The 26,733-nt window shown below is 67.4% G+C and carries 24 protein-coding genes and 2 tRNA genes; 18 read left to right on the top strand and 8 right to left on the bottom strand.

Annotation, left to right across the window (positions count from 1 at the left end; all coding sequences use genetic code 11):
• Window positions 1-179 precede the first annotated feature (179 nt).
• From tuf to ACZ5YD_RS07915, 4 genes are all read left to right on the top strand, one after another.
• Window positions 180-1,445 carry a translation elongation factor EF-1 subunit alpha gene (gene tuf, locus ACZ5YD_RS07930; protein ID WP_379742011.1) on the top strand — a complete coding sequence of 422 codons (1,266 nt, stop codon included), beginning with the start codon at window positions 180-182 and terminating at the stop codon, window positions 1,443-1,445.
• A 3-nt stretch (window positions 1,446-1,448) separates the two neighbouring features.
• Window positions 1,449-1,757, top strand: coding sequence for a 30S ribosomal protein S10 (rpsJ, locus tag ACZ5YD_RS07925; RefSeq protein ID WP_021073576.1), 309 nt, complete (start codon window positions 1,449-1,451; stop codon window positions 1,755-1,757).
• 38 nt (window positions 1,758-1,795) lie between these two features.
• Window positions 1,796-1,880: transfer RNA gene (locus ACZ5YD_RS07920), tRNA-Ala, on the top strand.
• Between the two features lie 325 nt (window positions 1,881-2,205).
• Window positions 2,206-2,277, top strand: a tRNA-Ala gene (locus ACZ5YD_RS07915).
• Between the two features lie 277 nt (window positions 2,278-2,554).
• Here the strand turns inward: ACZ5YD_RS07915 and ACZ5YD_RS07910 are convergent.
• Window positions 2,555-2,866, bottom strand: a complete 312-nt coding sequence (locus ACZ5YD_RS07910) for a hypothetical protein (RefSeq protein ID WP_379742008.1) — start codon at window positions 2,864-2,866, stop codon at window positions 2,555-2,557.
• Between the two features lie 135 nt (window positions 2,867-3,001).
• On the opposite strand from ACZ5YD_RS07910, the gene aldA reads away from it, so the two are divergent.
• On the top strand, window positions 3,002-4,456 hold the full coding sequence (gene aldA / locus ACZ5YD_RS07905) for an aldehyde dehydrogenase (RefSeq protein ID WP_379742005.1): 1,455 nt from the start codon (window positions 3,002-3,004) through the stop codon (window positions 4,454-4,456).
• A gap of 59 nt (window positions 4,457-4,515) precedes the next feature.
• On the opposite strand, the gene ACZ5YD_RS07900 is transcribed toward aldA, so the two are convergent.
• On the bottom strand, window positions 4,516-5,724 hold the full coding sequence (locus ACZ5YD_RS07900) for a pyridoxal phosphate-dependent aminotransferase (protein WP_379742002.1): 1,209 nt from the start codon (window positions 5,722-5,724) through the stop codon (window positions 4,516-4,518).
• Window positions 5,725-5,851: 127 nt separating this feature from the next.
• The gene (locus ACZ5YD_RS07895) at window positions 5,852-6,337 is read right to left on the bottom strand and encodes a DUF2062 domain-containing protein (RefSeq protein WP_379741999.1); all 486 of its coding nucleotides are present in this window, start codon (window positions 6,335-6,337) and stop codon (window positions 5,852-5,854) included.
• A gap of 232 nt (window positions 6,338-6,569) precedes the next feature.
• Here ACZ5YD_RS07895 and ACZ5YD_RS07890 point away from each other — a divergent pair, with 232 nt between their 5' ends.
• From ACZ5YD_RS07890 to ACZ5YD_RS07865, 6 genes are all read left to right on the top strand, one after another.
• On the top strand, window positions 6,570-7,559 hold the full coding sequence (locus ACZ5YD_RS07890; protein ID WP_379741996.1) for a zinc-dependent alcohol dehydrogenase: 990 nt from the start codon (window positions 6,570-6,572) through the stop codon (window positions 7,557-7,559).
• Window positions 7,560-7,676: 117 nt separating this feature from the next.
• On the top strand, window positions 7,677-8,048 hold the full coding sequence (locus ACZ5YD_RS07885; RefSeq protein WP_379741993.1) for a DUF7475 family protein: 372 nt from the start codon (window positions 7,677-7,679) through the stop codon (window positions 8,046-8,048).
• 1 nt (window position 8,049) lies between these two features.
• Window positions 8,050-8,886 carry a CDP-alcohol phosphatidyltransferase family protein gene (locus ACZ5YD_RS07880; protein WP_379741990.1) on the top strand — a complete coding sequence of 279 codons (837 nt, stop codon included), beginning with the start codon at window positions 8,050-8,052 and terminating at the stop codon, window positions 8,884-8,886.
• 102 nt (window positions 8,887-8,988) lie between these two features.
• Window positions 8,989-9,384, top strand: coding sequence for a 6-pyruvoyl trahydropterin synthase family protein (locus ACZ5YD_RS07875; RefSeq protein WP_379741987.1), 396 nt, complete (start codon window positions 8,989-8,991; stop codon window positions 9,382-9,384).
• 27 nt (window positions 9,385-9,411) lie between these two features.
• The gene (locus ACZ5YD_RS07870; protein WP_379741984.1) at window positions 9,412-10,806 is read left to right on the top strand and encodes a glycosyltransferase family 4 protein; all 1,395 of its coding nucleotides are present in this window, start codon (window positions 9,412-9,414) and stop codon (window positions 10,804-10,806) included.
• The gene (locus tag ACZ5YD_RS07865) at window positions 10,803-11,804 is read left to right on the top strand and encodes a class I SAM-dependent methyltransferase (protein ID WP_379741981.1); all 1,002 of its coding nucleotides are present in this window, start codon (window positions 10,803-10,805) and stop codon (window positions 11,802-11,804) included. The genes ACZ5YD_RS07870 and ACZ5YD_RS07865 overlap by 4 nt, the downstream gene beginning before the upstream one ends.
• A gap of 46 nt (window positions 11,805-11,850) precedes the next feature.
• On the opposite strand, the gene ACZ5YD_RS07860 is transcribed toward ACZ5YD_RS07865, so the two are convergent.
• From ACZ5YD_RS07860 to ACZ5YD_RS07850, 3 genes are all read right to left on the bottom strand, one after another.
• Entirely contained in the window at window positions 11,851-14,169 is a 2,319-nt protein-coding gene (locus tag ACZ5YD_RS07860; protein WP_379741978.1) for a nitric-oxide reductase large subunit, read from the bottom strand.
• Window positions 14,170-14,333: 164 nt separating this feature from the next.
• Window positions 14,334-15,635, bottom strand: a complete 1,302-nt coding sequence (locus ACZ5YD_RS07855) for a ribonuclease catalytic domain-containing protein (protein ID WP_379741975.1) — start codon at window positions 15,633-15,635, stop codon at window positions 14,334-14,336.
• A gap of 108 nt (window positions 15,636-15,743) precedes the next feature.
• Entirely contained in the window at window positions 15,744-16,184 is a 441-nt protein-coding gene (locus ACZ5YD_RS07850) for a DUF7562 family protein (protein ID WP_379741972.1), read from the bottom strand.
• Window positions 16,185-16,396: 212 nt separating this feature from the next.
• Here ACZ5YD_RS07850 and metG point away from each other — a divergent pair, with 212 nt between their 5' ends.
• The 6 genes from metG to ACZ5YD_RS07820 all read left to right on the top strand — a co-directional run bounded on the left by metG (window position 16,397) and on the right by ACZ5YD_RS07820 (window position 23,527).
• The gene (gene metG / locus ACZ5YD_RS07845) at window positions 16,397-18,532 is read left to right on the top strand and encodes a methionine--tRNA ligase (protein WP_379741969.1); all 2,136 of its coding nucleotides are present in this window, start codon (window positions 16,397-16,399) and stop codon (window positions 18,530-18,532) included.
• Between the two features lie 134 nt (window positions 18,533-18,666).
• Window positions 18,667-20,424 (top strand): pyruvate kinase, encoded by a 1,758-nt coding sequence (pyk, locus tag ACZ5YD_RS07840; RefSeq protein ID WP_379741967.1) that lies wholly within the window; start codon window positions 18,667-18,669, stop codon window positions 20,422-20,424.
• Window positions 20,425-20,609: 185 nt separating this feature from the next.
• Window positions 20,610-20,840 (top strand): DUF7312 domain-containing protein, encoded by a 231-nt coding sequence (locus ACZ5YD_RS07835; protein ID WP_379741964.1) that lies wholly within the window; start codon window positions 20,610-20,612, stop codon window positions 20,838-20,840.
• 82 nt (window positions 20,841-20,922) lie between these two features.
• Window positions 20,923-21,561 (top strand): NfeD family protein, encoded by a 639-nt coding sequence (locus ACZ5YD_RS07830; protein ID WP_379741961.1) that lies wholly within the window; start codon window positions 20,923-20,925, stop codon window positions 21,559-21,561.
• A gap of 64 nt (window positions 21,562-21,625) precedes the next feature.
• The gene (locus ACZ5YD_RS07825) at window positions 21,626-22,759 is read left to right on the top strand and encodes an SPFH domain-containing protein (protein ID WP_379741957.1); all 1,134 of its coding nucleotides are present in this window, start codon (window positions 21,626-21,628) and stop codon (window positions 22,757-22,759) included.
• 126 nt (window positions 22,760-22,885) lie between these two features.
• On the top strand, window positions 22,886-23,527 hold the full coding sequence (locus ACZ5YD_RS07820; RefSeq protein ID WP_379741954.1) for a winged helix-turn-helix transcriptional regulator: 642 nt from the start codon (window positions 22,886-22,888) through the stop codon (window positions 23,525-23,527).
• A 6-nt stretch (window positions 23,528-23,533) separates the two neighbouring features.
• Here ACZ5YD_RS07820 and ACZ5YD_RS07815 read toward each other — a convergent pair whose 3' ends face one another.
• Window positions 23,534-24,214 (bottom strand): HAD family hydrolase, encoded by a 681-nt coding sequence (locus tag ACZ5YD_RS07815; protein WP_379741952.1) that lies wholly within the window; start codon window positions 24,212-24,214, stop codon window positions 23,534-23,536.
• 76 nt (window positions 24,215-24,290) lie between these two features.
• Window positions 24,291-24,539, bottom strand: coding sequence for a DUF7123 family protein (locus ACZ5YD_RS07810; RefSeq protein WP_379741950.1), 249 nt, complete (start codon window positions 24,537-24,539; stop codon window positions 24,291-24,293).
• Between the two features lie 199 nt (window positions 24,540-24,738).
• Between ACZ5YD_RS07810 and ACZ5YD_RS07805 the strand changes: the two genes are divergently transcribed.
• The gene (locus tag ACZ5YD_RS07805) at window positions 24,739-26,550 is read left to right on the top strand and encodes a flippase-like domain-containing protein (protein ID WP_379741947.1); all 1,812 of its coding nucleotides are present in this window, start codon (window positions 24,739-24,741) and stop codon (window positions 26,548-26,550) included.
• Window positions 26,551-26,733: the final 183 nt, after the last annotated feature.

Here is a 26,733-nt window from a genome sequence, read left to right as displayed (position 1 = left end):
GACGACCGGTGTCGACCTCACCTCCCGGACCGGGTGCGGCGGTCGTGTCAGCACTCCCCACGTGAGGATCCCGCACAAACCGCCGGACGGCATCCGGATGGGTTGTACTCCGTATCGAAACCGTTTTAGTGGAATCAACCGAAAACATCCTCACAGAGCGCCTTAGCGCGTGATTACCCATGAGTGACAAACCGCACCAGAATCTGGCCATTATCGGCCACGTCGACCACGGCAAGAGTACGCTCGTGGGCCGACTCCTCTATGAAACGGGGAGCGTCCCCGAGCACGTCATCGAGCAGCACCGCGAGGAAGCCGAAGAGAAGGGCAAGGGCGGCTTCGAGTTCGCCTACGTGATGGACAACCTCGCCGAGGAGCGCGAGCGTGGCGTCACGATCGACATCGCCCACCAGGAGTTCGACACCGACGAGTACTACTTCACCATCGTCGACTGTCCGGGCCACCGTGACTTCGTGAAGAACATGATCACGGGCGCCTCACAGGCCGACAACGCGGTCCTCGTCGTCGCGGCCGACGACGGCGTCGCGCCCCAGACACGCGAGCACGTCTTCCTGGCCCGTACGCTGGGTATCGGCGAGCTCATCATCGGCGTCAACAAGATGGACCTCGTCGACTACGAGGAGTCCTCCTACGACGACGTCGTCGAGGAGGTCAAGGAGCTCCTCAACCAGGTCCGCTTCGATACGGACAACACCACGTTCGTTCCCATCTCGGCCTTCGAGGGCGACAACATCGCCGAGGAGTCCGAGAACACCCCCTGGTACGACGGGCAGATCCTCCTCGAGGCTCTCAACGACCTGCCGGCCTCCGAGCCGCCGACGGACGCGCCGCTTCGGCTGCCGATCCAGGACGTCTACACGATCTCCGGCATCGGGACCGTCCCGGTCGGACGTATCGAGACCGGCGTGATGAACACCGGCGACAACGTCTCCTTCCAGCCGTCGGACGTCGGCGGCGAGGTGAAGACGATCGAGATGCACCACGAGGAGGTGCCGAAGGCCGAGCCCGGCGACAACGTCGGATTCAACGTCCGCGGCATCGGCAAGGACGACATCCGTCGCGGCGACGTCTGTGGTCCCGCCGACGACCCGCCGTCGGTCGCGGAGACCTTCCAGGCGCAGGTCGTCGTCATGCAGCACCCGAGCGTCATCACCGCCGGATACACGCCGGTCTTCCACGCCCACACGGCGCAGGTCGCGTGTACGATCGAGTCGATCGACCAGAAGATCGACCCGTCCTCCGGCGAGGTCGCCGAGGAGAACCCGGACTTCATCAAGTCCGGCGACGCCGCAGTCGTCACCGTGCGCCCGCAAAAGCCCCTCAGCATCGAGCCGTCCGGGGAGATCCCGGAACTCGGCAGCTTCGCGATCCGCGACATGGGTCAGACCATCGCTGCCGGCAAGGTGCTCAGCGTCAACGAGCGATAATCGATGCAGCAGGCACGCGTCCGCCTCGCCGGTACCCGCCCCGAGGACCTCGACGACATCTGCGACGACGTCCGCGAGATCGCGGACTCGACGGGGGTCTCCCTGTCGGGCCCGATCCCGCTGCCGACGAAGACGCTGGAGATCCCGTCCCGCAAGTCCCCCGACGGAGAGGGGACCGCGACGTGGGAACACTGGGAGATGCGCGTTCACAAGCGTCTGATCGACATCGACGCGGACGAGCGGGCGCTTCGCCAGCTCATGCGCATTCAGGTTCCGAACGACGTCAGCATCGAGATCGTACTCGAGGACTAAGCGCTAGGGCGCACTCGCGCCGCAGTTCTTCCGTTTTTTGACCCGTCGATAGCGGCGCCGATGTCGGCGTCGATCGTTTCCTTCGCAAGGAAGAGGCCCGGGGTTCAAATCCCCGCGAGTCCATCGGAGCGACCGAGTTTTACGAGGGAGCAGAATGGTCGAGCGATGATTTGAACCCTACCAGTCGCGCGCAGCGACCGACGGGAGCGAGCACGTCTGGTTTCGGTTCACATCCCCGCGAGGGAACTCACTTCGTTCGTTCCCTCGCGTGCCCCCACTCGCTGCGCTCGTGGGGACCCCGCGAGTCCACCCGATTCCGGATTCGTGCGATTCGTCTCGATCTGGAGGTTGTAACGCGTGTCGTCGACGTCGAGAACGGGTCTCCGTGTCACGGAAGTGTCGAAAGGTAAGGTACAAATACGCCGGTCGATTCACAAGACATGAAGGCGGGCTCGTAGATCAGTGGCAGATCGCTTCCTTCGCAAGGAAGAGGCCCGGGGTTCAAATCCCCGCGAGTCCATCGGAGCGACCGAGTTTTACGAGGGAGCAGAATGGTCGAGCGATGATTTGAACCCTACCAGTCGCGCGCAGCGACCGACGGGAGCGAGCACGTCTGGTTTCGGTTCACATCCCCGCGAGGGAACTCACTTCGTTCGTTCCCTCGCGTGCCCCCACTCGCTGCGCTCGTGGGGACCCCGCGAGTCCACTTCCGAACGCAGTACGAATCCGTGAGCGGAGCGTTCGCGTATCGAATTTGTAGTCGGTGTTGACTCACACCGATCGGTGTCAACTGACGGTTACCGTGCGCCCTGGCACCCGCCACGGAGCCGACTACACTCGGAACTCCGCGTCCGGACACAGACGTCCACGTCGGCGTACTCCTCCTCGACGATCTCCTCGAGGAGATCGAGCTCGCGTTGTCCGTGTCGATCGCTGGCGAGGAAGTAGGGGCCGAGCCGCTGTTCCACGACGCGACGGCCACAGAGCCCCTCTGCCTGCAGCGACCGAACGACCTCGCGGATCGCCGACTCCGACGGGCTCGGCTCGAAATCGAAGTCCGCTCCCCGCTCGCTCGAGAGCCGTTCAAGGAGCCGTTTCGTGTCGATCATACTCGAGGGAACGGACCTCGTATACTTCAATAGTAACCCGAACCAGTTCCGGTGTGGGTCGAATCGGTTCCGGTGTAACTCGAACCGGTGTCGGTGTCGTAAAATATATAAAAATCTGACTGACTCATCCGCATGATGTCTGGCACCTACCACCGCACTGGCGGTCACTACATCGACGGGCAGTGGCGTGAGCCGTCCGGCGGCTCCGAGGTCGACGTTCGCGATCCCGCCTCCGAGGCGGTCATCGCGGAACTGCCGACCGCGACGAGCGAGGAGGTCGCGGCGGCCGTCGAGGCCGCAAACGAGGCCCAGACCGAGTGGGGGCGACGCCCGGCCAAGGAACGCGGCGAGCTGGTCCGCGAGGTCGCGGACGTGCTTTTGGACCACAAGGACGAACTCGCGGAGCTGATCGTCGAAGAGCAGGGCAAACCCCGATCGGTCGCGGAGGGCGAGATCGAGGCCTCCGCCGACCTCGCGGAGTACATGGCCGAGTGGGACCGTCGCATCGAGGGCGACATCCTGCCGGGGGACGTTCGCGACGAGAGCATCCACCTCCAGCGACAGCCGGTCGGCGTCGTCGCGGGCATCATCCCCTGGAACTATCCGATCGCGGTGTTCGTTCGGAAGTTCGCGCCCGCCCTCGTCGCCGGCAACGCGCTCGTGGCCAAACCGAGCGAGCTGACGCCCGTGGCGACGTTACGGCTGACCGAGCTCATCGACGAGCACGTCGACCTCCCGGACGGGGTCTTCAACCTCGTCTTCGGCGCGGGCGAGGCCGGCGCACAGCTGGTCCAGTCGTCGGACGTCGACATGATCTCGATGACCGGAAACGTCGAGACCGGCAAGGAGATAATGCGTCAAGCGGCCGACAACCTCACGGAGGTCTCGCTCGAACTCGGCGGCAAGGCTCCCGCCATCGTCTGGAAGGACGCCGACGTCGACGAGGCGGTCGAGGACGTCCTCACGGCCCGGATCACGAATACCGGACAGGTGTGTACCTGCGCCGAGCGCGTCTACGTCCACTCGGACGTCCGCGAGGAGTTCGAACGGAAGTACGTCGAGGCCGCACGTGAGGTCACCATCGGCGATCCGAAAGACGACCCCGACATGGGGCCGCAGGTGAGCGAGCGGGAGCTCGAAAAGACCGCGGCCGCCGTCGATCGCGCCCGCGAACAGGGTGCGGAGGTCCTCCTCGGGGGATCCGCGCCCGACGACGGGGCGTTCGAGAGCGGGTACTGGTACGAGCCCACCGTCGTCGGCGGCGTCGACCAGGAGATGGACATCATGCAACGGGAGGTCTTCGGGCCGGTCACCCCGATCATGGAGGTCGACTCGCTGGACGAGGCCATCGAGTACGCCAACGACTCGCGATACGGGCTCTCGGCGTACCTCTTCACCGACGACTACCAGGTCGCCATGCGGGCCGCGGAGGAACTCGAGTTCGGGGAGACCTACATCAACCGCACCCTCGGCGAGTCCTGGCACGGCCACCACATCGGGTGGAACCAGTCCGGCCTCGGCGGCGAGGACGGCAAGTACGGCTTCCTGAAGTACACACAGCTCAAGACCGTCTACCACAACTACGCCTAGCGGACGTCACGGTCCGTCCGCGTCGTCGCCGACGAACGCTCGGCCGATCACCCGTCTCGTTATGCCGAACGCTCCGTCTCTCCGAGCTCCGATCGAACCATCGACTCGAACCGATCGAACCCGGTCGCGAGCCGATCGCGGTCGTTCGCGAAGCTCACCCGTAGGTAGCCCTCGCCGCCCTCGCCGAAGGCCGACCCGGGCGCAGTCACCACGCCGTGGTCGCCGAGGAGTCGCTTCGCGATCTCCAGGCTCGACCCCTCGAGAGCGCTCACGTCGACGAAGACGTAGAAACCCCCCTCCGGTCGTCCGGCTGAGACGTGCGGGATCGCCTCGATCCGATCGAGGACGTACTCTCGACGCGAGCGGAACGTCTCCCGCATGCGCTCGACCGGTTCGCGTGGGCCGGTGAGGGCGGCGACGCCGGCATGTTGTGCGGGCGTGTTGACACACGACGTCGTGTACTCGTGGATCGTCGAGAGCACGTTGACGACGTCGGCGGGTCCCGTGAGCCAGCCGACGCGCCAGCCCGTCATCGCGTAGGTCTTCGACAGGGAGTTCACGGACAGCACCCACTCGTCGTGGTCGGTCACGGCCGCGGCCCGCCGGGGTCGATCGCCGTAGGTCAACTCGCGGTAGACCTCGTCGGCGATGACGTACGCGCCGTTGTCGGCGGCCGTCTTCGCGATCCGCTCGATGCCGGCCTCGGAGATGGTTCGGCCCGTCGGGTTGGAGGGCGAGGTGATCGAGACCGCCGCGGTGTCGGGGCCGATCGCCTCGCGGATGGCCTCCGGGTCGGGCTCGAACTCCTCGGAGGCGGGCATCGGGACCTCGACCGGCTCGGCGCCGGCCAGACGCGTCTGTTCGATCACGTTCGGCCAGGCCGGAGTGGGAACCACGACCTCCTCGCCGGGATCCGCGACCGCCTGGATCGCGAGGTGGAGCGCCTCCACGCCGCCGGTGGTGACGACGACCTCCGAGTCGGGGTCGATGTCCGGACCCGGCTCCGACGACAGGCGCGCCGCGATCGCCGCGCGAAGCTCCGGTATTCCGGCGTTCGAGGTGTATTTCGTCCGGCCGTCCTTCGCGGCCTCGGTCGCGGCCTCCACGACGTGTTCGGGCGTGTCGAAGTCGGGTTCGCCGAACTCGAGGTGGACGAGATCGCCGCCTTGCCGCTCCGCGAGCTCGAACATCACGCGGATCTGCTGGGGTTCGACGTCGCCGACGCGCCGGGACAGCCGGTTCGTCTCGGTGGTGGTCCTCGGATCCATGTCCTCACCTTCAGGATCGACGCGAGAGGTCTTTGCGTCTGTGGTTGCCGGTTCTTTCGTCGACGCGGTCGTGGACCACTCGCCGTCGACGCCATCGCCGATCATTCGCCATCGATGCGGTCGTCAGTCACTCGCCGTCGAGATCGACCGGGAGCGCGTCGAGGTCCGGGTTCCGTTCCCGGAACTCGATCACGAGCCGGAACGCGAGCACGTAGGCCACGACGGCGAAGACGATCGCCAAAAGCAGATTCCCGGCCCACAGTCGAAGCAGGTGTTCCGTGCCGGCGACGGGCGTGAACGCCTCCATCGCCTCCTCGGGGACGGGCGCGAGCAGGCGGGTTCCGAGCCAGTAGCTCGTGCCGTAGACGCCCCACTTCACCGCCGGATTGAGAACGATCACGGACGCGAAGAGCGCGATCTTGCTCAGCTGTTTGAACAGGTACGCGAGAACGAGGAACACCGCGACTCCGAATCCGAGCGTCGGCAGGGCCGTGATGAAGACGCCGAGGCTGAAGCTCACGGCGATCTCGCGGGGCGTGTGGTCCTCGAGGAACGCCGACTCCAATTCCTCGCGAACCCGATCGTGGGTTCGTCTCGCCCGTTCCCGGATCATCACCGCGTCGATACTCCGGTAGCCGACATCAATGCTTCGACGTCCACATCAATTATACCGCCGTGGTCCCATCTACGTTCATGCTCCCCACCCATGCCGCGGGTCGGTTTCGACGGACGCAGCTTCGCTCGGTGCGACCGGCCGGTCGTTTCCGTCCCCGACCGGCCGGAGGCGACGATCGCGTTCGTCCGGCCGGAGTCGACGTCGACCGCCGACCGATGAACGGCACACGATGACCGACCGTGCCGTCTACTTCGTCGACGAACGAACGGTCGATGTCCGGTCGGTCGACGTTTCCGAACCGGGACCCCAGGAGCTCCTCGTTGAGGGCGAACTGTCCGCGATAAGCAGCGGCACGGAACTGCTCGTCTATCGCGACGAGACGCCGGAGATGTCCGTCGACGAGACCCTCGACGCGTTCGACGGGAGCTTCGAGTACCCGATGCGGTACGGCTACGCGACGGTCGGAACGGTCGCCGCGGTCGGGAGCGGGATGGACGAGGAGTGGCTCGGCGAGTCCGTCTTCGCGTTCCATCCCCACCAGACCCGTTTTTCGATCCCGGCGACGGACGTCGTCGCGCTCCCCGACGGGATGTCCTCGGAGGCCGGCGCGCTCCTGCCCTCGATGGAGACCGCCACGAACCTCGCGTTGGACGCCCGCCCGCGCGTCGGCGAGCGCGTCGTCGTCCTCGGAGCCGGCGTCATCGGGCTCTGTGTGGCCCACGTCCTCGCGGGGTTTCCGCTGGAACGGCTCGTCGTGGTCGATCCGATCGAGGCCCGTCGACGGACCGCCGAGGAACTCGGAGCCGACGATGCCCTCGCCCCGGAGGACCTCGCGGCCGGGTCGATGGACGCGGATCTGGCGATCGAGGTCTCGGGGCGGCCGGGCACCCTCGACGACGCGATCGACGCCGTCGGCTACGACTCGCGGATCGTCGTCGGGTCCTGGTACGGGACCAAGCGCGCACCGATCGATCTCGGCGGACGGTTCCACCGCGACCGGATCGAGGTCGTCTCGAGCCAGGTGAGCACCATCCATCCGGAGCTGCGGGGACGGTGGGACCGGTCCCGCCGTCGTGAGGTCGCCGTGGACCGCCTCGAACGGTTCGACCCCGAGACGGTCGTCACGCATCGGATGCCGATCGGACGGGCGCCGGCGGCCTACGATCTCCTCGACACCAGCCCGGACCGGGCGTTGCAGGTGCTTTTGGACCACACGTGAGTTCGCTCCGTCCGTTCGACCGCCCCGGACAGCGTCGCGGCCGTTCGACCGGCCCGGACAGGATCGCGGACGAAAGACCGTGACAAACGATTTATCGGTCTCGTCCGTAGGACCCGTATGGCTCGGATGGCCGACCGCTTCGATCTCGACTCGCTCTCGCCGCTGGCCCGCTTCGGGATCGTCCTCGCGCTCTCGAGCGCGCTCGTTCACCTCGTGTTGGGCGTCGGCTTCCTGCCGCACCCGATGGGGGTCGCGTTCCTGCTGGCCACCGGCGGGTTCCTCGGCGCGGTCTACCTGCTCGCGATGGGCTACCGTCGCCGCCTGCTGTATCTCGTCGGGATCCCCTTCGTCGGGATTCAGATCGTCCTCTGGTACGTGTTCAACCGTCCGGCCGGGCTCTCCGACGTCCCCGCCGTCCACCTGCTCGACAAGCTCGTTCAGGTCGCGTTGATCGGCGTTCTCGTCGTCCTCCATCGTCGGGAGCGGTAGCGTGACCTCGAGCGCATCCGCATCCCGCCGGCGTCGTCGGCGTCTCCGGGCCGTCGCCGCCGTCCACCTCGTTCTCGCGGTGGCAGTCTCGATCGTCGCCCTCTCGCTCCTCGATGTCCCCTTCGAGCCGGCTCGTTCCGGGGCGTCACTCGACCCGATCCGTTCGGGGGTTCCCGTGGGGTCGGGTCGTTCCGGCCTCGCGTTTCTCCTCGGAACGAGCCTGGCGCTCGTCGCGGCCGCGGCGATCGGCCGCCGCTCGCTCGTCGTCGCCCGATCGGAGGCCGGACCGCAGCCCGCCACCGCCGCCACCCTGGTGACCGCGATCCGTGCGGGCACGCTGGTTCCGCTCGCCGGCGTGCTGGCGGTATCGCTCGTCGCTGACCCGACGGTCGGCTCCAACGGATGGCTCCCGGCGACGCTCTACGGGACCGTCGCCGCTCTCGACGTTATCGATGGCGCGCTCGCGCGTGCGACCGACTCGGTCACCGCGCTCGGCGCCCGACTCGACACGGAGGCGGACGCGCTCGGGATCCTCCTCGCTTCTGCCCTCGCGGTTCGCTACGGCGCCGCACCGGCCGCCTTCATCGCCGTCGGCGCCGCTCGCTACCTGTTCGTCGCCGGAATGCACTTCCGCTCCCGGCGCGGACTCGCGCTCCACGAGCTCGACGACCGGCCGATCCGCCGCGTGCTGGCGGGGGCGGCCATGCTCGCCGTCTGGATCGCGCTCCTTCCGGCCGTCGCTCCCGAGCACGCTCGCGTCGTCACCGCGTTCGTGGCGATTCCGTTCCTCGGCCACTTCCTGCGCGACTGGCTCGTCGTCTCCGGTCGACTGGGCTGATCGGCGTCGACGTTCTAGGGACCGATCGATGTTTGCTCGCGGTTCCTCGTTCGGATCCCGCTCGGGACCCGGTTTTATGTGCGACGCCGCCGTGGTGATCCTGTGTATTCGGTGTCACTCTCCCGCGAGTTCATCGCCCAACACTACCTGATCGTCCCCGACCCGGGTCCGGAGGGGACGCTCCACTCGCATCGCTACACGGTCGAGGCGACCTTTCGTGGCCCCGAACTCGGCGAGTACGGCTACCTCGTGGACATCGACGCCCTGGCGTCCGCCCTCGAGGCCATCGCGGAGGAATTCGCCGACCGGACGCTCAACGACCTCGAAGCCTTCGCGGGGCGCAACCCGAGCGTCGAACACCTCGCGCGGATCGTCGGGGACCGGCTCCTCGATCGGATCGTCCCGGAGACCGCCACGGAGCTGTCGGTTCGCGTTCGCGAGGACGATGTCGCCGCCGTCACACACCGACGCTCGCTCGGCTCCGACGCGGAACCGTAAGCCGCGGGACCCTCACCGACCACCATCATGGACGCAGGTAGCGATCCCGGAACCGACGGCACGTCGCCCTCACGGATACGGACCGACAGCTCCCGATCGACCGGCCGGACGTCGGGCCCCTCAATCGCGGGCTCCCTCTCGTTCGCTCTCGTGGTCTACGAGGGACTCGAGGGGTCATCCGGCGGATTCCGCTACGATCGCGAGATCGTCTCGCGCCTGCGTGAGCGCGGCGACACGGTCGAGGTGATCGCGCTCCCGTGGCGCCGGTATCCGGCCGCCGTCGCGACGGCCTACTCGCCTCGCCTCCGCTCGCGACTCGACCGGGACGTCGACGTACTTCTGGAGGACGGACTGTGTCACCCCGCCCTGTGGCGACATAACCGTCGGATCGAGGGACCGGACGCCGTGGTCGGGCTGCTCCACCACCTCCGTTCGGACGATCCGACGGAGCGATTCCGCTCGCTGATCCGTCCCGTCGAACGGCGGTTTCTCGACTCGCTCGACGGCGTCGTCGCAACCAGCGCGTTCACCGAACGGCGCGCCCGCACTTGCTGTCCTGCGCTCGGGCCCCGTCCGTCGCTCGGGTCTTGTTCGTCGCCTGATCCCCGTCCGTCGCTCGTCGCCCACCCCGCCGGCCGCGCGGAGGCCGCGGCAGTCCCTCCGGACACGTTGGCCGACCGCACGGCCGGCGATCCCTTCCGCGTCGTCTACGTCGGCTCCGTCGTGCCACGCAAGGACCTGCGAACGCTCCTCGAGGCGCTCGCACGGATCGGGCCCTCGCGGGGCGAGCAGCACGAGACGGGTGCTAGGGACAACGAACTGGAGGAGACGCGCGACGCCCCGGTCGACTGGCGGTTGACCGTGATCGGTGATCGAACGGCGGATCCGGGGTACGCTGACGACGCTCTCTCCCGGACCCACGCGCTCGGGATCGGCGATCGCGTCGAGTTCCTCGGAACCGTTCCGACCGACGTCCTGGTGCGGAAACTCGAGTCGGCGCACGTCTGCTGTGTCCCGTCACAGTATGAGGCCTTCGGCATGGCGCACCTCGAGGCGATGGAGCGCGGGGCCGTTCCCGTCGCCGGCTCCGTCGGCGGCGCGAGCGAGTTCCTCGCGGACGGCGTGAACGGACTGGTGATCGACCCCGGCGATCCGGCCGCGCTCGCCGACCGTCTCTCGCGGCTCGCGACCGACCGGAACCTGCTCGCGAAGATCGCCCGCGGCGCCCTCGCGACCGCCGACCGCCAACCCGGGTGGGACGCCGTGACGGAGTCGCTCCGCTCGTTTTGCGGCGCGTTGGCGACCGAGAACGTCGACGGTCGGGGGTCCGCTGCTGTACCAGATCCCCACGCGGTCCCCGACGTCCGGATCGAGCCCCACGGGGCTCCGTCCCGAGGTGTGGAGGGAGCGATCGACCCGTGACCTCGAAGTCCGAATTCCTCGAGGCGAAGACCACCGTCGACGACCGGGCGGTGAATCGCCGCATTCGGGATCGGTTCCTCGCCGCCCTGCGCGAGCGTGCGGACCGGTCCGACGGCCCGGTTCGCGTCCTCGAACTCGGCGCAGGCGTCGGATCGATGATCTCCAGGTTCGCCGCCTGGGACGGCACCCCCGACTCCGTTCGCTACCGGGCCGTCGACGTCGATCCCGACGTGATCGCCGTCGCTCGGGATCGGGTCCCCCGCCATCTCATGGATCGAGGCTACGAGATCACGCGGGATGACACGGCCTTCCGGGAGGACGCGGCTGCCCAGCGTGACGCGACCACCCGGCGCGGCGACCGGTTCGTGGCGACGACCGCCGAACGAACCGGGGATCCCGACCGGCTCGAGATCTCGCTCGAGGTGGCCGACCTCCGTGAGGTCTCGGCCGAGGCGGACGCGGTCATCGCGTCGGCGCTTCTCGACCTCGTGGATCTGGAGTGTGTCCTCCCACGGATCCGGTCGCTGCTCGCCGACGGCGGGCTCCTGTATGCGCCCTGCACCTACGCCGGCGCCACGGGCTTCGCCCCGGCTCACCCGCTCGACGACCGAATCGAGCGGCTCTACCACCGACACATGGACGAGGTGCGCGAGCAACCCGGAAGCAGCCGAGCCGGTCTGGATCTCCTCGCGGCCGCGCCGGCGTTCGACTACGAGGTGCTCGACGCGGGCGGGGCGGACTGGGTCGTTCGACCCATGACCGTGGGGGAGAACGGACGCGGCGACCCGAGTGGTGGGACGAATGGCGAGTACCCGGCGATGGAGGCGACCTTTCTTCGCGGACTCCTCGAAACGATCGACGGTGCGCTCGCCGACTTCCCCGCGGACGTCCTCGATCCCGCAGACCGAAAGCGGTGGGTCGAGGCCAGACGGACGCAGGTCGAGCGCGGCGAGTGTTCGATGATCGCCCATCACCTCGACGTCCTCATGCGCGCGTGAGACGGAGGAAAACGGGATCGATCGGGATCCCCGACGGTGGGCCGCCTCAGTCGTCGTCGAGCGCCGCCGGCTCCTCGTCCTCGTCGATCATCCGCTCGGGGATCGTGCCGGATCCGGTCGTCGGTCGCGAGACCGGACGGAGGGTGAAGCGCTTTTTCACCATGTCGTAGAGGAACACGAACGTGCCGAGGATGATGAGCGTGTCGCCGGGCAGGCGCGCCCAGAACAGCGCCTGGACCAGATCGCGGTTGTAGAACGCGAGGCTTCGCGCGGCGGCGTAGCCCTCGGTGAACGCCACCTCGAGCTGGAGGAACCCGACCGGGAGCACGGAGACGAACACCATCACGGCGAGTCCCACGTTCCACAGCCAGAAGGCCCACCGGAGGTGACGTTCGGTCCAGTCGGCAGGCCGCGTCGCGATCCGCAGCATGTAGGTCGCCATCCCCAGCGCGAGGAAGCCGAACGCGCCGAACATGGCGGCGTGGGCGTGGCCGACTGTCAGGTACGTGCCGTGTTCGTAGTAGTTGATGAGCGGGAGGTTGATGAAGAAGCCGAGCACGCCGGCGCCCAGGAAGTTCCAGAAGCCGCTCGCGATGATGAACATGAACGGCAGCGTGTACGGGAACGACTCGCCGCTCGTCGCGAGCGCGCGGTACTGGCCCATCGCCTCGAAGAGGATGAGGATGAGCGGGATGAGCTCGAGGGTCGAAAAGACGGTTCCGAGCGGGAGCCACACGTCGGGCTGGCCGACCCACCAGTAGTGGTGGGAGGCGCCGATGACGCCGGAGCCCATCACGAAAAGCGCCTGGAAGGCGACCGCCTTCTCGGCGGAACGCTTGCGCAACAGGCCCATGCTCACGAGCGTGAGCCCGACGATGGCGACGATGAAGAACTCGAAGGCGCCCTCGACCCACATGTGGACGACCCACCACCGCCAGAACTCCGTCATCACGATGTTGGTCTCCGGCGTGTAGAAGAACCCGGCGGTGAACAGCAGGCCGATCGATCCGCCCGCGTAGATGATCATGTGTGCGAGCCCGTAGGGCGACTCGCGATCGAGAAGCGGCTTGAACCCGCGCCAGACGAGCCCGGTCCACAACACGAACCCGACGAGGAGGCCGACCTGCCAGAGGCGGCCGACCTCGAGGTACTCGAGCCCCTCGTTGCCGATGATCCACCAGAGGTCGCCGTCGATGTACCCCTGCGCGCCGAGCCAGACCCCGGAGAGCCCGCCGACGGCGGCCACGATCAGCGCGCCCAACAGGACGTGGACGTAGGTCCGCTGGCGGTCCGGCTCGTGGCCGGTCAAAAGCGGCGGGAGGAACAGCCCCGCGCCGAGCCACAGCGAGGCGATCCACAGGATGCCGAGATCGAGGTGGAACGTCTTGGCCAGCGCGAACGGGAACGCCTCGACGATCCCGACGCCGAACACCTCCTCGACGCCGAAGAAGGCGTGCCGTTCGACGTAGTAGTGGGCGAGCAGCCCGCCGAGGAGGACCTGTACCGCAAAGAGCGCGCCCGCGAGCGGGATGAATCGCGTCGCCGCGCGCTGGCTCGGCGAGAGGTTGATCTCGTCCGGCGGCGGGATCTCGATGCCGGTCACCTCCGGCTCCGGGAGCGTGACCGACTTGTACAGCCAGACGCCGATCCCGACGGCGCCGACGAGCAGGACCATGCTGATCACGCTCCAGATCATCGTGGCCCCGGTGGGAACGTTCCCGGCGTCGGGGTTGTACGGCCAGTCGTTCGTGAAGCTGTGGTCGCTTCCGGGTCGGTCGGTGTGGGAGATCCACGCCGTCCAAAGCGCGAAGTCGGCGAACTCGCGTGCCTCCTCCTCGGAGCCGATGAACTCGGCGGGAACGCCGCGATCGAGATCGCCGCCGTGGTACCGATCGACGTAGGTCTCCGTGACCTGTTCGTGGGCGTACGCCTCCGCCGTGGAGTACTCGATCGTCTCCTGGCCCTCCGTGATGGTCCCGCCGAGGTCGTCGCGCACCATCCGGTCGACGGCCGACTGGTCGGGTCCGTCGAGGGACCCGTAGGACTCCCCGTAACGCTCCTCGGCGTAGTACTCCCGCATGTACTCGACCTTCAGATCCAGGGTATCCGCCGTGTAGTCCGGTCCGAAGTAGGCCCCGTTTCCGAGGATCGAGCCGTGGTTCATCAGCCCGTTCTTCTGGAAGGCGATCTTGCCGTCGCGAACCTGGGTGTCGGTGACGATCACGTCCCCGTCCGGACCGACGACCTCCTGGGGGATCGGCGGCACCTGCTGGGCCGAGTAGAACGCCCCGGCACCCATCACGACGAGGTTGAACACGAACACGACCGCGAGCACCTTCGCGATCGTTCGTCGAGTGAGCTCCATGTCGGAGCGTCCACTCGCGAGCCCATAATACCTGCCCACGAGTATATTCGTGCGTCACCCGGTCACGACGGACGTGGACGGGTGTCCGGGACACCTCCGTGATCGACGTCCCCGGTACCCCCGGGATCGAGTGCCCGCGATCGACGTCCGGTCTCCCGACCGCCTCAGACGTCGTAGTCGGCGTCCTCCGCGTCCTCGACGACCTCGAGTCCGCGGTTGTTCACCGCGTAGGCGTCGATCCCGAGCTCCTGGATGAACTGCTTGTAGAGGCGCTCGGCCGTCTCGCCATCCTTCTGTTTGTCCGAGGCGCGATCACAGAGCTCGATCAGGTTCTCCGGAACGTCGTTCGTGTGTACGATCCAGTGGTTGATCAGGTCCGAGAGCCGGCGGATGGGCGAGGTGAAGTGGCCGTAGATGTCGAAGTTGAGCGCGTGGTGGCCCCCGAAGGGGTCGTTCATGTACTTCGCGCGCGGCATCACCTTGAGGACGGCCCGCTGGATCTTGTTGAGCTGTCGATCCGGCGACTGTTCGAGCGCGGCGTTGACCGCCTTCCGGGGGTCGTCCCACGAGGAGCCGGGGATCGAGACGGACTCGAGCTCCTGGATCTCCCGGAGCGCGTCGTTCCACTGGTCCGGCGTCGGCTGCGGGTGGACGCGGTACATCGCCTCGACGCCGCGGTCCCACATGAGCGTGTGCGTGACGGCCTTGTTGGCCTTCAGCATCGACTCCTCGATGATCGTGTGCGCGCGGTCGCGGCGGGGGTTCAACACGAGCGAGCCGTCCGCCTTGCGCTGTTCGTGCATCCGGTCGGCCAGCTCGAACGCGAGCGCGTTCTCGTCGTGCAACGGCGCGTCCTCGTCCTCGAGGCGGTTCTCACACTGCGTGTAGGTGAGCCGCTCGTTCGAGTTGATGACCGACTTGTAGATATCGATGTCCTCGAAGGAGAGCGTCTCGTCGTCGATCTCCATCTCGACGGTGTGTGCGAGCCGGTCCTCGTTCGGGACGAGCGAACAGACCGTCTCGGCGAGGGTCGGCGGCAGCATGTGGACCGTATAGGCGGGCAGATAGACCGTGTTGCACCGTTTCACCGCCTCCTCCCACATCGACGTCTCCGGGTTCACGTAGTGGGTGACGTCGGCGATGTGGACCCACAGCCGGTAGGCGTCCTCCTCGCGTTCGATCGAGATGGCGTCGTCGAAGTCCTGGGCGTCGATCGGGTCGGTGGTCCAGGTCGTCAGATCCCGGAGGTCCCGACGCTCCTCGACCGCCTCCTCGATCTCGGCCTCGACGCCCTCCGTTCGGGCCTCGGCCTCCGCGAGCACCTCCCGGGGGAACTCGTCGCGGATCTCGAACTCCTCGAAGAGCTCCTCGCGTTTCTCGGCCAGCTGGTCGGCCACCGCCTCCGTGACCCGAACCGGCCCCTGGTCGTCGCCGGTGTCCGACTCGGATCGCGCGTCGCTTGACATGTCGGGGACAATGCGTGTCGGGTAGAAAGGCGTGTCGGGGTCGCGGGACGACCGGCGTACGGACGCGATCGCGGACGTATCGGTGCGGTTCGCGGACGCCGAGGCCGGTCACCGCCCGCGATCGCGATCGTCTCGACGATCGAGGTCCGGCCGATCGCCGTCCAGTCGATCGGGGTCCGATCGATCGCCGTCCAACCGATCGCCATCCAGTCGCTCCCCGTCCAGCCGATCGCCGTCCGGCCGATCGAACCCTCCCGCGTCGTTCGATCCGGTCCCTCCCGACTCGGCGGCCGCGGCGTACCGCTCGAGGAACGTCGAGCGGTCGAGCTCGCCGGCGCCGATCGCACACAGAAGCGACTCGAGATCGCCGCGCGGCTGGTGGCACAGATCGTCGTGGCACTCCCGGCAGAGATGCTCGAACTCCTTTCCGCGGCGGTCGAAGCGATCGCCCTCCTTGTCGTACTCGCGGGCCTCGGATCGGAGGATCGCGTCGCCGCAGGCGATACACACCACCGTCGTTCGTTCCCGGTGATTCCGGGGCGACCACATGATCGACGCCACGGGCCGGTGGTACTTAGGGATTCGTGCGCGGCTGCCGCGCGTCGGACGTTCGGCGTCGAACGTTCGCGGTTGGACACCGGCGTCGAACGTCCGGTGTCGGACGCCCGGCGTCGGTGGGTGTTAAAAACCCGGGCGGGACGGATCGGCGGGCTTTAGGCCGCGATTCCCGGATACGCTCACGAGCGACGACGAGGACCACCATGAGCCACGAAGACTTCCCGACGGACGACCCCGCGGTGGTGACCTGCGGGTTGCCCTACGCCAACGGCGACCTGCACGTCGGCCACCTCCGCACCTACGTGGGCGGCGACGTCTACGCCCGCGCACTCGAACGACTCGGCCAGCAGACGGCGTTCGTGAGCGGCTCGGACATGCACGGCACGCCCGTCGCCGTCAACGCCGAACGCGAGGGCGTCTCCCCCGAGGACTTCGCCCTCGAGTGGCACGAACGGTACGCCGAGACGTTCCCGAAGTTCAACGTCGAGTTCGACAACTACGGCCACACCCACGACGGGACGAACACCGAGCTCACCCGCGAACTCGTCCGGACCCTCGACGAGCGCGGCCACGTCTACGAAAAGGAGATCATGGTCGCCTACGACCCGATCGACGACCAGTACCTCCCCGACCGATACGTCGAGGGGATCTGTCCCTACTGCGGGGCTCACGCCCGGGGCGACGAGTGCGACGAGGGGTGTCAACGCCACCTCGAGCCCGGCGAGATCGAGGACCCGGTCTCCACCATCTCGGGCAACCCCGCCGAGTACCGCGAGCGCACCCACAAGTTCTTCGAGGTCTCGGAGTTCGCCGACTACCTCTCCGCGTTCCTCGACCGGCTCGAGGGAACCTCGAACGCGCGCAACCAGCCCCGCGAGTGGATCGAACAGGGGCTGCAGGACTGGTGTATCACCCGGGACATGGACTGGGGGATCGACTACCCCGACGCCGACGAGGGCGGGGACGCCGGCGAGGGTGACGACCTCGTCCTCTACGTCTGGGTCGACGCCCCGATCGAGTACATCGCCTCGACGAAACAGTACACGGAGCGCGCGGGCGCCGACGTCTTCGACTGGGAGGCCGCCTGGCGGGACGACGCCGACCACGACGGCGGCCAGATCGTCCACGTGATCGGCCGCGACATCATCCAACACCACACGATCTTCTGGCCGGCGATGCTGCACGCGAGCGACCACGTCGAGCCGCGCGCGGTGATGGCCTCCGGGTTCGTCACCCTCGGCGGGAAGGGCTTCTCGACCAGCCGCGACCGGGCGGTCTGGGCCGACGAGTACCTCGAGGAGGGGTTCCACCCGGACCTGCTGCGCTACTATCTCGCCACGAACGGCGGCTTCCAGCAGGACGTCGACTTCTCGTGGGAGCGGTTCCGCGAGCGCGTGAACAACGAGCTGGTGGGCACGATCGGCAACTTCCTCTACCGCTCGCTGCTCTTCGCCCACCGAAACTACGACGGCGCGCCGGCCGACGTCGACGAGCCGAGCGAGGAGGTCGAGACGGCGATCGACGAGGCGGTTGCCGACGTCACGGCGGCGGTCAACGACTACTCGATCCGCGATCTGGGCGACGCCGTCACCCGCCTCGCGGGCTTCGGAAACGAGTACATCCAGCGCAACGAGCCGTGGGCGCTCGTCGACGACGAGCCGGAGGCGGCCGCACAGGTCATCTACGACTGCGTGCAGATCGCCAAGGCGATCGCCGTCCTCTTCGAGCCCATCGCCCCCGAAAAGTGCGAGCGACTCTGGAGCCAGCTCGGCGAGGACGGTTCGATCCACGACGTCACCGTCGAGGCGGCGACGGAACCGCCCGCCGGATCGTTCGACGAGCCCGCGGAACTCTTCGAGAAGATCCCCGAAGAGCGCGTCGAGGAGCTGAACGCGAAGCTCGAGGAACGGGTCGCGGCCGCAACGGACGAAGGCACGGAGACGGACGATGATGAGAACGTGTCGGCGGACGAAGGGTCCGAAGAGGACGACGTGAGCGTCGATCTCGAGCCGCTCGCCGAGGACCGGATCAGCTTCGAGGAGTTCGAGGCTCTCGACCTCCGCGTCGGGCGGATCCTCTCGGCGGAGGGGATCGAGGGCGCAGACAAGCTCGCCCGCCTGGAGGTCGACATCGGCGTCGAGACCCGCCAGATCGTCGCCGGGATCAAACAGCTCCACGACCTCGAGGAGATCGAGGGACGGACCGTGATCGTCCTGGCCAACCTCGAGCGCGCGGAGCTGTTCGGCGTCGAGTCGAACGGGATGGTCCTCGCCGCCGGCGAGGAGGCGGACCTCCTCGCGACCCACGGGGACGCGAAGCCGGGCGAGACGGTGCGGTAGATTCCGGCCCGCCCGCGGTAGAACCTCGATCCACCCGCAGTAGGACCCCGGTCCACACGACGCGATCGTCGTTCGACGGCCGCGGACCGCCGATCGTTGAGAGGCTTTTTCACCCGTCCCGACAACGCCGTGGTATGCGAAACGCGAAGATCGTCTGCACGCTGGGCCCGGCGTCGGACGACACGGAGACGATCCGGGCGCTCTCCGCGGCCGGCATGTCGGTCGCGCGGCTCAACGCGAGCCACGGGACCACCGACCACCGGCGGACGGTGCTCGAGCGCGTTCGATCGGTCGACGACGAGACGGACTCGCCGCTCGCCGTCATGGTCGACCTCCAGGGGCCGGAGGTCCGGACCGCGGAGACGGACGAGCCGATCCACCTCGAGACCGGTTCCGTGGTCCGGTTTCTGGAGGGTGACACCGCGACGCCGGAGGCGGTCGGGCTCACCCACTCCATCGCCGCCGCCGGACCCGGCGACACGGTGCTTCTCGACGACGGCCGGATCGAGGCCACGGTCGAGGACGTCCAGGACGGAACCGTCACCGCGCGCATCGACTCCGGCGGCGAGCTGGCCTCCCGGAAGGGCGTCAACCTCCCCGGCGTCGCCATCGACGTCGACCTCGTCACGCCGAGCGACGAGCGCGAGCTGCGGCTGGCCGCCGAGGAGAACGCGGACTTCGTCGCGGCGTCGTTCGTTCGGGATGCGGCGGACGTCTACACCATCACGGACCGCCTCGACGAGTACGGCGGCGGCGACATCCCGGTCGTCGCGAAGATCGAACGCGCTGGCGCCGTCGACAACCTCGCCGGGATCGTCGACGCCGCCGACGGCGTGATGGTCGCCCGCGGCGACCTCGGCGTGGAGTGTCCGCTCGAGGACGTTCCCGTCATCCAAAAGCGGATCATCCGGACCTGCGTCGATGCCGGCGTCCCCGTCATCACCGCGACGGAGATGCTCGATTCGATGATCCGATCGCGTCGTCCGACCAGGGCGGAGGCGTCGGACGTCGCGAACGCCGTCCTCGACGGGACCGACGCCGTGATGCTCTCCGGCGAGACGGCGATCGGCGACCACCCGGTTCGCGTCGTCGAGACGATGGACCGGATCGTCCGGGAGATCGAATCGAGCGACGAGTACGCGGAGACCAGAGAACAGCGGGTCCCGACCGCCGACGACGAGTCCCGGACGGAGGCGCTCGCTCGCTCGGCGCGCTATCTCGCCCGCGACGTGGGGGCCTCCGCGGTCGTCGCGGTCTCGGAATCCGGATACACCGCCCGGAAGACGGCCATGTTCCGCCCCGGAGTGCCGGTGGTTGCGACCACGCCGACGGACCGCGTCCGTCGCCAGCTCGCCATCTCGTGGGGCGTCCAGCCCGAGTACGCCGATTACGCCACCGACATCGAACACGTCCTCGACAACGCCGTCGAGGCGGCGATCGACGTCGGTGCCGCCGAGTCGGGCGACACGGTCGTCGTCCTGTTGGGGATGATGTCCGGACTCGATGGGACCGACACGGCGAACACGCTGAAGGTTCACGTCGCAGCCGAGACGATCGCGGCCGGCAAGTCGGTCGTGAGCGGTCGAACGACCGCCCCTCTCGTTCGGATCCCGGACGGCGATCTCTCCGTCCTCGAGCGGGACTCGATCGTCGTACTCTCCGAGGAGTTCGACGGCGAATTCACGGGGGATCTCTCCCGGATATCGGGGATCATCGGCGCGCGTCCGGGCATGACCGGCTACCCGGCGGTCATCGCCCGCGAGCTCGGCGTCCCGATGGTCTCGGGCGTCACCCTCCCCTCGTGGATCGACGACGGAGAGGTCGCGACCATCGACGGCGAGCGCGGCGTGATATACGAGGGTGACGTCCGGCAGCGCTCCGGCGATCGCTGAGGCCGTCCGGATCCCCTCGACCGTCAACCGTCCCCGCTCTACCGTTAACCGTCCCCGCTCTACCGTTAACCGTCCCCGCTCGACCGTTAACTGACGCCGTCCGGAACCGTCGAGCGACCCCGTTCGAGTTCGATCGCGGCGAGTCACCCACCAGCCATTTACCCATCCCCACCCAGATCTCACCCATGACTCGGGGAGATCGCGGTCGCGGTCACGCGCGGGCGGACGAGGAGGACGACGCCGACGAGGGGTCCGAGTGGCGGTTCAGCATCGAGGAGGTCGGCCCCGACGGGATCGTCGAGGAGACGAGTCCCGGCCCGGGACCGATCGAGCCCGAATCCATCGACCCGGTCCACGCGACGTTCGTCGCGCTCGGGGTCGTTCTCGCCGTCGCGGTCGTCGTGACCGCCTTTTGAGGGGAATTCCCCGTCGAAACCGCCGCGGAATCGCCGGAAACTCCGTGAAACCACTTAATCCCCTGGAGCCCCTACCTCGAGTATGGAGTTGCTGTTCCAGGCGGAGCTCCTCACGCCCGAGGCGCTGCCGATTTTGCTGTTGGCCCTCGGACTCGCCCTCTCGGTCGCGGAGGCGATAGCCCCCGGCGCCAACTTCATCGTCGTCGGGATCGCGCTCCTTGGCGCCGGACTCGTCGGCCTCGTCTTTTCCCCCCTCGCCAGCCCCTTCGCGCTCGCGTTGGTCGCGCTGTTCTTCGGCGCGATCGCCTTCTACGGCTACCGCGAACTCGACCTCTACGGGGGGAAGGGACAACAACAGACCCGCGACAGCGGTTCGTTGATCGGGACGACCGGTCGCGTCACGGAGACGGTGACGGAGACCGCAGGGGAGGTGAAGCTCTCCGGTGGCGGGTTCAACCCCCACTACTCGGCCCGGTCGATCGACGGGACGATCCCGGAGGGATCGGAGGTCATGGTCGTCGATCCCGGCGGCGGAAACGTCCTCACCGTCGAGTCCCTCTCGGCGATCGAGGACGACATCGACCGCGAGCTGGCGGCCGGTCGAGACGCGATCGCCGAGGCGGACGCTTCGAACGCCGAACTCGACGAGGAGGCGGGAGACGGATCCGAATCCGGAAGCGAAACCGAAGCCGTAGACGACGCTGAAGTCGAAACCGAGTAACGATCCGGTTCGATCGGTTTCCTCCCGGGCGAACGCTTATGTTCGTCATACGTCAATCATACGTATGGTATCTCCCCTCCTCCAGACCGGCTTCGGGCTCGCGCCGATCGGCCTGCTGTTTCTCGTTTTGGTCCTCGTCGCGATCTGGCAGTCGATCGAGATCGTCGACGCCTACGAGAAGAAGGCGCTCACCGTCTTCGGCGAGTACCGACAGCTGCTCGAGCCCGGCATCAACATTATTCCGCCGTTCGTCTCGCGGACCTACGCCTTCGACATGCGGACCCAGACGCTCGACGTCCCGCGCCAGGAGGCGATCACCCGCGACAACTCCCCGGTCACCGCCGACGCGGTCGTCTACATCAAGGTGATGGACGCCAAGAAGGCGTTCCTCGAGGTGGACAACTACAAGAAGGCGGTCTCGAACCTCGCGCAGACGACGCTCCGGGCCGTCCTCGGCGACATGGAGCTCGACGACACGCTGAACAAGCGCCAGGAGATCAACGCGAAGATCCGCAAGGAGCTCGACGAGCCGACCGACGAGTGGGGCATCCGCGTCGAGAGCGTCGAGGTCCGGGAGGTCAACCCCTCCAAGGACGTCCAGCAGGCGATGGAACAGCAGACGTCCGCGGAGCGACGCCGCCGCGCGATGATCCTCGAGGCACAGGGCGAACGTCGCTCGGCGGTCGAACAGGCCGAGGGTGACAAGCAGTCGAACATCATCCGCGCGCAGGGTGAAAAACAGAGCCAGATCCTCGAGGCACAAGGCGACGCGATCTCGACGGTACTGCGCGCGAAGTCCTCGGAGGCGATGGGCGAGCGGGCGGTCATCGAACGTGGCATGGAGACGCTGGAGGCGATCGGCCAGGGAGAGTCGACGACGTTCGTGCTCCCGCAGGAACTCACGAGCCTCGTCGGACGGTACGGCAAGCACCTCACGGGTTCGGACGTCGAAAGCGAGGGAGAGGGGCTCGAGGCGCTCGAGTTCGACGAGGAGACGCGCCAGCTGCTCGGTCTCGACGACATCGACGAGATCCTCGGCCAGATAGACGAGGCCGCCGAGATGAACGTCGAGGAGCTCGAACAGGAGGCCGAGGCCGTCAAGTCCGGCGACGTCGGCAGCATCAAGTCCGCCGACGAGGTGATCCAGGAGATGGACGCGGACGTCGCCGACGAGGACCTGGAGAGGGAATCCGAGTGAGTTGACGGTGGCTCCCGATCGAACCGGATCGAAACCGGGTGAACGGTCGACCCCCGCGGACAATTCCTGTCACTCGTCCACACGACGAGCGATGAGCTTTTATCCGATGCTCGACACTCTTCGGTCGTGACAGACGACGTCGACGAGCGGAAACGACGGACGCTCCGGCGGTTCGCCGCCATCGGAGCCGCCGCTCCGTTCGTCGGCTCGGCACGGGCGGACGACGACGGGGACGACTCGAGCGACCCCCCGGCGGACAACGAGACCAGGGAGGCCATCCGCGGATACGTCGCGACCACGCCCGGTGCCCACTTCTCGAAGATCCGCGACGACCTTCGGCTCGGAACGGGCGAGACGCAGTATCACCTCCGGCGACTCGTCTCCGCCGGCGATCTCGAATCCGCGAAGGACGGCGACTACCGACGGTTCTACCCGACGGGTCGATTCGACGACGTCGACAAGCGAGCGCTCGGATACCTCCGTCGCGAGACGCCCCGTCGACTCCTCGTCCACCTCCTTCGGGACCCATCGGCGACGGGAACGGAGATCGCCGCGGCCGTCGGCGTCTCCCGCCCGACCATCAGCGCGGCAGCTGCGGATCTCGAGGCGGCGGGCCTCCTCGATCGCGAGGACGGATACGTCGTTCGCGAGCCCGAGCGCCTCGTCGTGTTGATCGTGCGCTACGCCGATTCCTTCGGTCCGGAGGCGCGGGCGTTCGCGGACGACGCCGCGGACCACCTTCGATACGATCCCGGCGCGGACGAGTGATCCACCTCATCCGCCGTCCTCGACGATCCGGACTGCCTCCCGAAGCGACGTGACCACGTGGTCCGGTTCCGCCGTCACTTCGGCCGCGTTCACGTGTGGTCGATCGAGAAGGATCGACTCGAGGCCCACTCGTCGGGCAGCTATAACGTCCGTTTCGCGATCGCCGACGTAGTGGCCGGAATCGACGCTTTCGGCACTCAACGACGAGAGCGCACGCTCGAGAAACGTCGGTTCCGGCTTCTTTCGACGGTAATCGGCGAGCGTCGGTTTCCGGCCGATCGCGACGTCGAATCGTTCCGGGAAACAGTAGTCGGCAACGAACTTCGCCGTCTCGTGGCGGTTGTTGCTCACGAGCCCGGTCGGGAGGTGGTCGGGAAGCTCCAGAATCGCCTCGACGTCGTCGTACAGCGGACGGTCACCGGATCGGATCCGGGCGTTCGCGCGGCGGGAGGCATGCGATTCGCGCGTTCGCCACCACTCGTCGCGATCGATATCGAGTTCGCGACACGTCTCGTCCATGGCCGGCCGATACTCGGTCTCCTCCAGGATCGACGCGTGCTCGTCGCTGACCCTCCGAACCCCGTGCTCGCGGAGCGCGTCGTGTGCGGCCGCCCGGTACACGCGGGGATCCGTTCCGTCCCCCTCGAGGAACACCCCGTCCATGTCGAATAGCGCCACCTCGGTCACGCCCGTTCGTAGGTCGCCGCCGGCAAAAAGCGCCCCGGACGGCGGCCATCCCCCCGGTTGATCGTCCGAGGCGGGTCTATCGCTCGACCATCCACGTCGTTCCCGACGAGTAGCCCCACTTCTCGATCGACAGGTCGATCGGCGCATCGCGTACGGCCCGGATGTTCGCGCCGACCTCCTTCGCCGAGAGTCCTAGGTCCTCGGCGATGAGTCGCGATTTGAAGTAGGTCTGGGTATCCACGCGCGAACGGAGGTAGGAGAGGATGCGGCGCTGTTTTTCGGTGAGGTTCGTGGCCGCCGCCGGATCGGTCGTTGTCGCGCTCATGTTCGTACCCAGGTACCGACGACAAAAGGGCGGTTTGGTAGGATCGGCTAACGCCGCGCATTCCGTCGATTCTCCATGTGATGGATACCCGATCGTCCCCGAGGACTGACGAGGTGGGTACGATCCTCGAAGCGGCTCGCGGATGCCTTCCGTGACCCCTTCAGAAGGTACTTACCTGCGCCGTGGCCATGTGGCGATGATGACCGGAGTCGCCGGCGATCCAGCCGTGAGCGTGGTGTTGCCAGCCTACAACGAGGAGGCCACGCTCGAGGATACCGTCGAGGCGACCCTCTCGACGCTCGCCGAGTTCCTCCCGGATGGCGACTTCGAGGTGATGGTCGCGGAGGACGGATGTACGGATCACACCCCGCAGATCGCCGATCGACTCGCGGCGAGGGACGAACGGGTTCGACACGTTCACAGCGAGGAGCGGCTCGGACGCGGCGGTGCGCTCGAGCGCGCGTTCGAGGCCGCCGACGGCGACGTTCTCGTCTACTTCGATACCGACCTCGCGACGGACATGTCCCACCTCGAGGAACTCGTCGAGGCGGTCCGCTCCGGCGAGTACGACCTCGCAACCGGATCCCGATGGATGCCGGGACGCGAGGCCGATCGCCCGGCGAAACGCGGCGTTCCCTCACGCGGCTTCAACCTCCTCGTTCGGGGACTCCTCGGCTCCGACGTTCGGGACCACCAGTGCGGATTCAAGGCGATCTCACGGGAGGCCTTCTCGACGCTCGCCGATGACGTCGAGGACGACCACTGGTTCTGGGACACCGAACTGTTGGTTCGAGCCCAACGCCAGGGGCTTCGAGTCAAGGAGTTCCCGGTCGCCTGGGAGCCCAAGGGCGACACGAAGGTCGATCTCGTCCGTGACGTACTCGGAATGGGATCACAGCTCGGCCGTCTGTGGTGGCAGCTGTCGGTCAGACCGCGGATCACGCCACGGGTGAGCTTCGGTGCCGGACTGCTCCTCGTTGCCATCGCCGTCGCGTTGATGTCGACCTACATCGACTTCGGTGAGGTCGTTCGCGAGATGCGTCGGGCCGACCCTCGCCTTCTCGCCGTCGCCACCGTGTTGTACGCCCTCTCGTGGCCCATACGGGGCTATCGATACGGGGACATCCTCCACGAGCTCGGATTTCACGAGCGTCTCGGGTTTCTCACCGGCGCGGTGTTCATCTCACAGACCGGCAACCTCGTGTTGCCCGCTCGCGGCGGCGACGCCGTTCGAGCCTACATCGTGAAGATGCGACGCTCGATCCCGTACCCGTCGGGGTTCGCGTCGCTCGCCGCCGAACGCGTCTTCGACCTCCTGACGCTCGCCGGACTGTCGGGCGTCGTCCTCGTCGGCTATGCCGCCTCCGGACGACTCGGGGAGGTGATCGTCGCCATCTCGGGAGGCCATCCGGCGGGTCGAACGGCGGCGTTCGTCGCGATGGGGGTCGGTCTGGTGGCGATCGCCGCCGTCCTCGGACTGGTGTTTTCGGCACGCTCGGATGCGAACCGGATCCGCACGCTCGTCTCGCGGGTCAGCAGCGACTCCTACGGTCGAGTCGTCGCCGACGTCCTCGAGCGGTTCGTCGGCGACCTCCAGCGGGTCGGCGGCGATCCCGCAGCGTTCTCCCGCGTCGGCGCGACGAGCGTCGTCATCTGGGCCATCGACGTGCTGGTTGCCCTGTTGGTCCTGGTTGCGCTCGGCGTCAGGCTGGAACCGGTGACGCTGATCGCGGTCTGTTTCTTCGCCGTGAGCGTCGGCAACCTCGCAAAGGTACTTCCGATCTCTCCCGGCGGAATCGGCCTCTACGAGGGTGCCTTCACGGCCCTCGTCGTCGGACTCACCCCGATCGGCGTCTCGACGGCCCTCGGTGCCGCGGTCCTCGATCACGCCCTGAAGAACGTCGTGACGCTCGTCGGCGGCGTCGTCTCGATGCTGGCGCTCAACGTCTCGCTCACCACCGCCGTCGAGGAGACGGCGGACATGAGCGAGACTGACGCGCTCAGGGAGTAAGCTCGGATACTGGCCCATCCATCCGGTCTCCGTCGTTCGATCGGAGGAATCTCGACGGAATCTTTTGGGGATGCAGAACAGCACCCTCTCGTGAAGTGGCGGACAGGCGATACGGACTACGAGCGACCGACGGTTCCGAAACGTCCGTATCGCGCGCCCGCGTTCCGTTCCGGACCGGCTACC

Source organism: Halopenitus salinus (genome assembly GCF_055397165.1).
The sequence above is the reverse complement of the archived record's forward strand: the minus strand, read 5'-3'. Positions and strand labels throughout refer to the sequence as shown.

Coding starts and splice junctions, on each gene's coding strand:
- tuf (WP_379742011.1), top strand. CDS start 180: ATGAGTGACAAACCGCACCAGAATCTGGCCATTATCGGCCACGTCGAC.
- rpsJ (WP_021073576.1), top strand. CDS start 1,449: ATGCAGCAGGCACGCGTCCGCCTCGCCGGTACCCGCCCCGAGGACCTC.
- ACZ5YD_RS07910 (WP_379742008.1), bottom strand. CDS start 2,866: ATGATCGACACGAAACGGCTCCTTGAACGGCTCTCGAGCGAGCGGGGA.
- aldA (WP_379742005.1), top strand. CDS start 3,002: ATGTCTGGCACCTACCACCGCACTGGCGGTCACTACATCGACGGGCAG.
- ACZ5YD_RS07900 (WP_379742002.1), bottom strand. CDS start 5,724: ATGGATCCGAGGACCACCACCGAGACGAACCGGCTGTCCCGGCGCGTC.
- ACZ5YD_RS07895 (WP_379741999.1), bottom strand. CDS start 6,337: ATGATCCGGGAACGGGCGAGACGAACCCACGATCGGGTTCGCGAGGAA.
- ACZ5YD_RS07890 (WP_379741996.1), top strand. CDS start 6,570: ATGACCGACCGTGCCGTCTACTTCGTCGACGAACGAACGGTCGATGTC.
- ACZ5YD_RS07885 (WP_379741993.1), top strand. CDS start 7,677: ATGGCTCGGATGGCCGACCGCTTCGATCTCGACTCGCTCTCGCCGCTG.
- ACZ5YD_RS07870 (WP_379741984.1), top strand. CDS start 9,412: ATGGACGCAGGTAGCGATCCCGGAACCGACGGCACGTCGCCCTCACGG.
- ACZ5YD_RS07860 (WP_379741978.1), bottom strand. CDS start 14,169: ATGGAGCTCACTCGACGAACGATCGCGAAGGTGCTCGCGGTCGTGTTC.
- ACZ5YD_RS07855 (WP_379741975.1), bottom strand. CDS start 15,635: ATGTCAAGCGACGCGCGATCCGAGTCGGACACCGGCGACGACCAGGGG.
- ACZ5YD_RS07850 (WP_379741972.1), bottom strand. CDS start 16,184: ATGTGGTCGCCCCGGAATCACCGGGAACGAACGACGGTGGTGTGTATC.
- metG (WP_379741969.1), top strand. CDS start 16,397: ATGAGCCACGAAGACTTCCCGACGGACGACCCCGCGGTGGTGACCTGC.
- pyk (WP_379741967.1), top strand. CDS start 18,667: ATGCGAAACGCGAAGATCGTCTGCACGCTGGGCCCGGCGTCGGACGAC.
- ACZ5YD_RS07835 (WP_379741964.1), top strand. CDS start 20,610: ATGACTCGGGGAGATCGCGGTCGCGGTCACGCGCGGGCGGACGAGGAG.
- ACZ5YD_RS07830 (WP_379741961.1), top strand. CDS start 20,923: ATGGAGTTGCTGTTCCAGGCGGAGCTCCTCACGCCCGAGGCGCTGCCG.
- ACZ5YD_RS07825 (WP_379741957.1), top strand. CDS start 21,626: ATGGTATCTCCCCTCCTCCAGACCGGCTTCGGGCTCGCGCCGATCGGC.
- ACZ5YD_RS07810 (WP_379741950.1), bottom strand. CDS start 24,539: ATGAGCGCGACAACGACCGATCCGGCGGCGGCCACGAACCTCACCGAA.
- ACZ5YD_RS07805 (WP_379741947.1), top strand. CDS start 24,739: ATGACCGGAGTCGCCGGCGATCCAGCCGTGAGCGTGGTGTTGCCAGCC.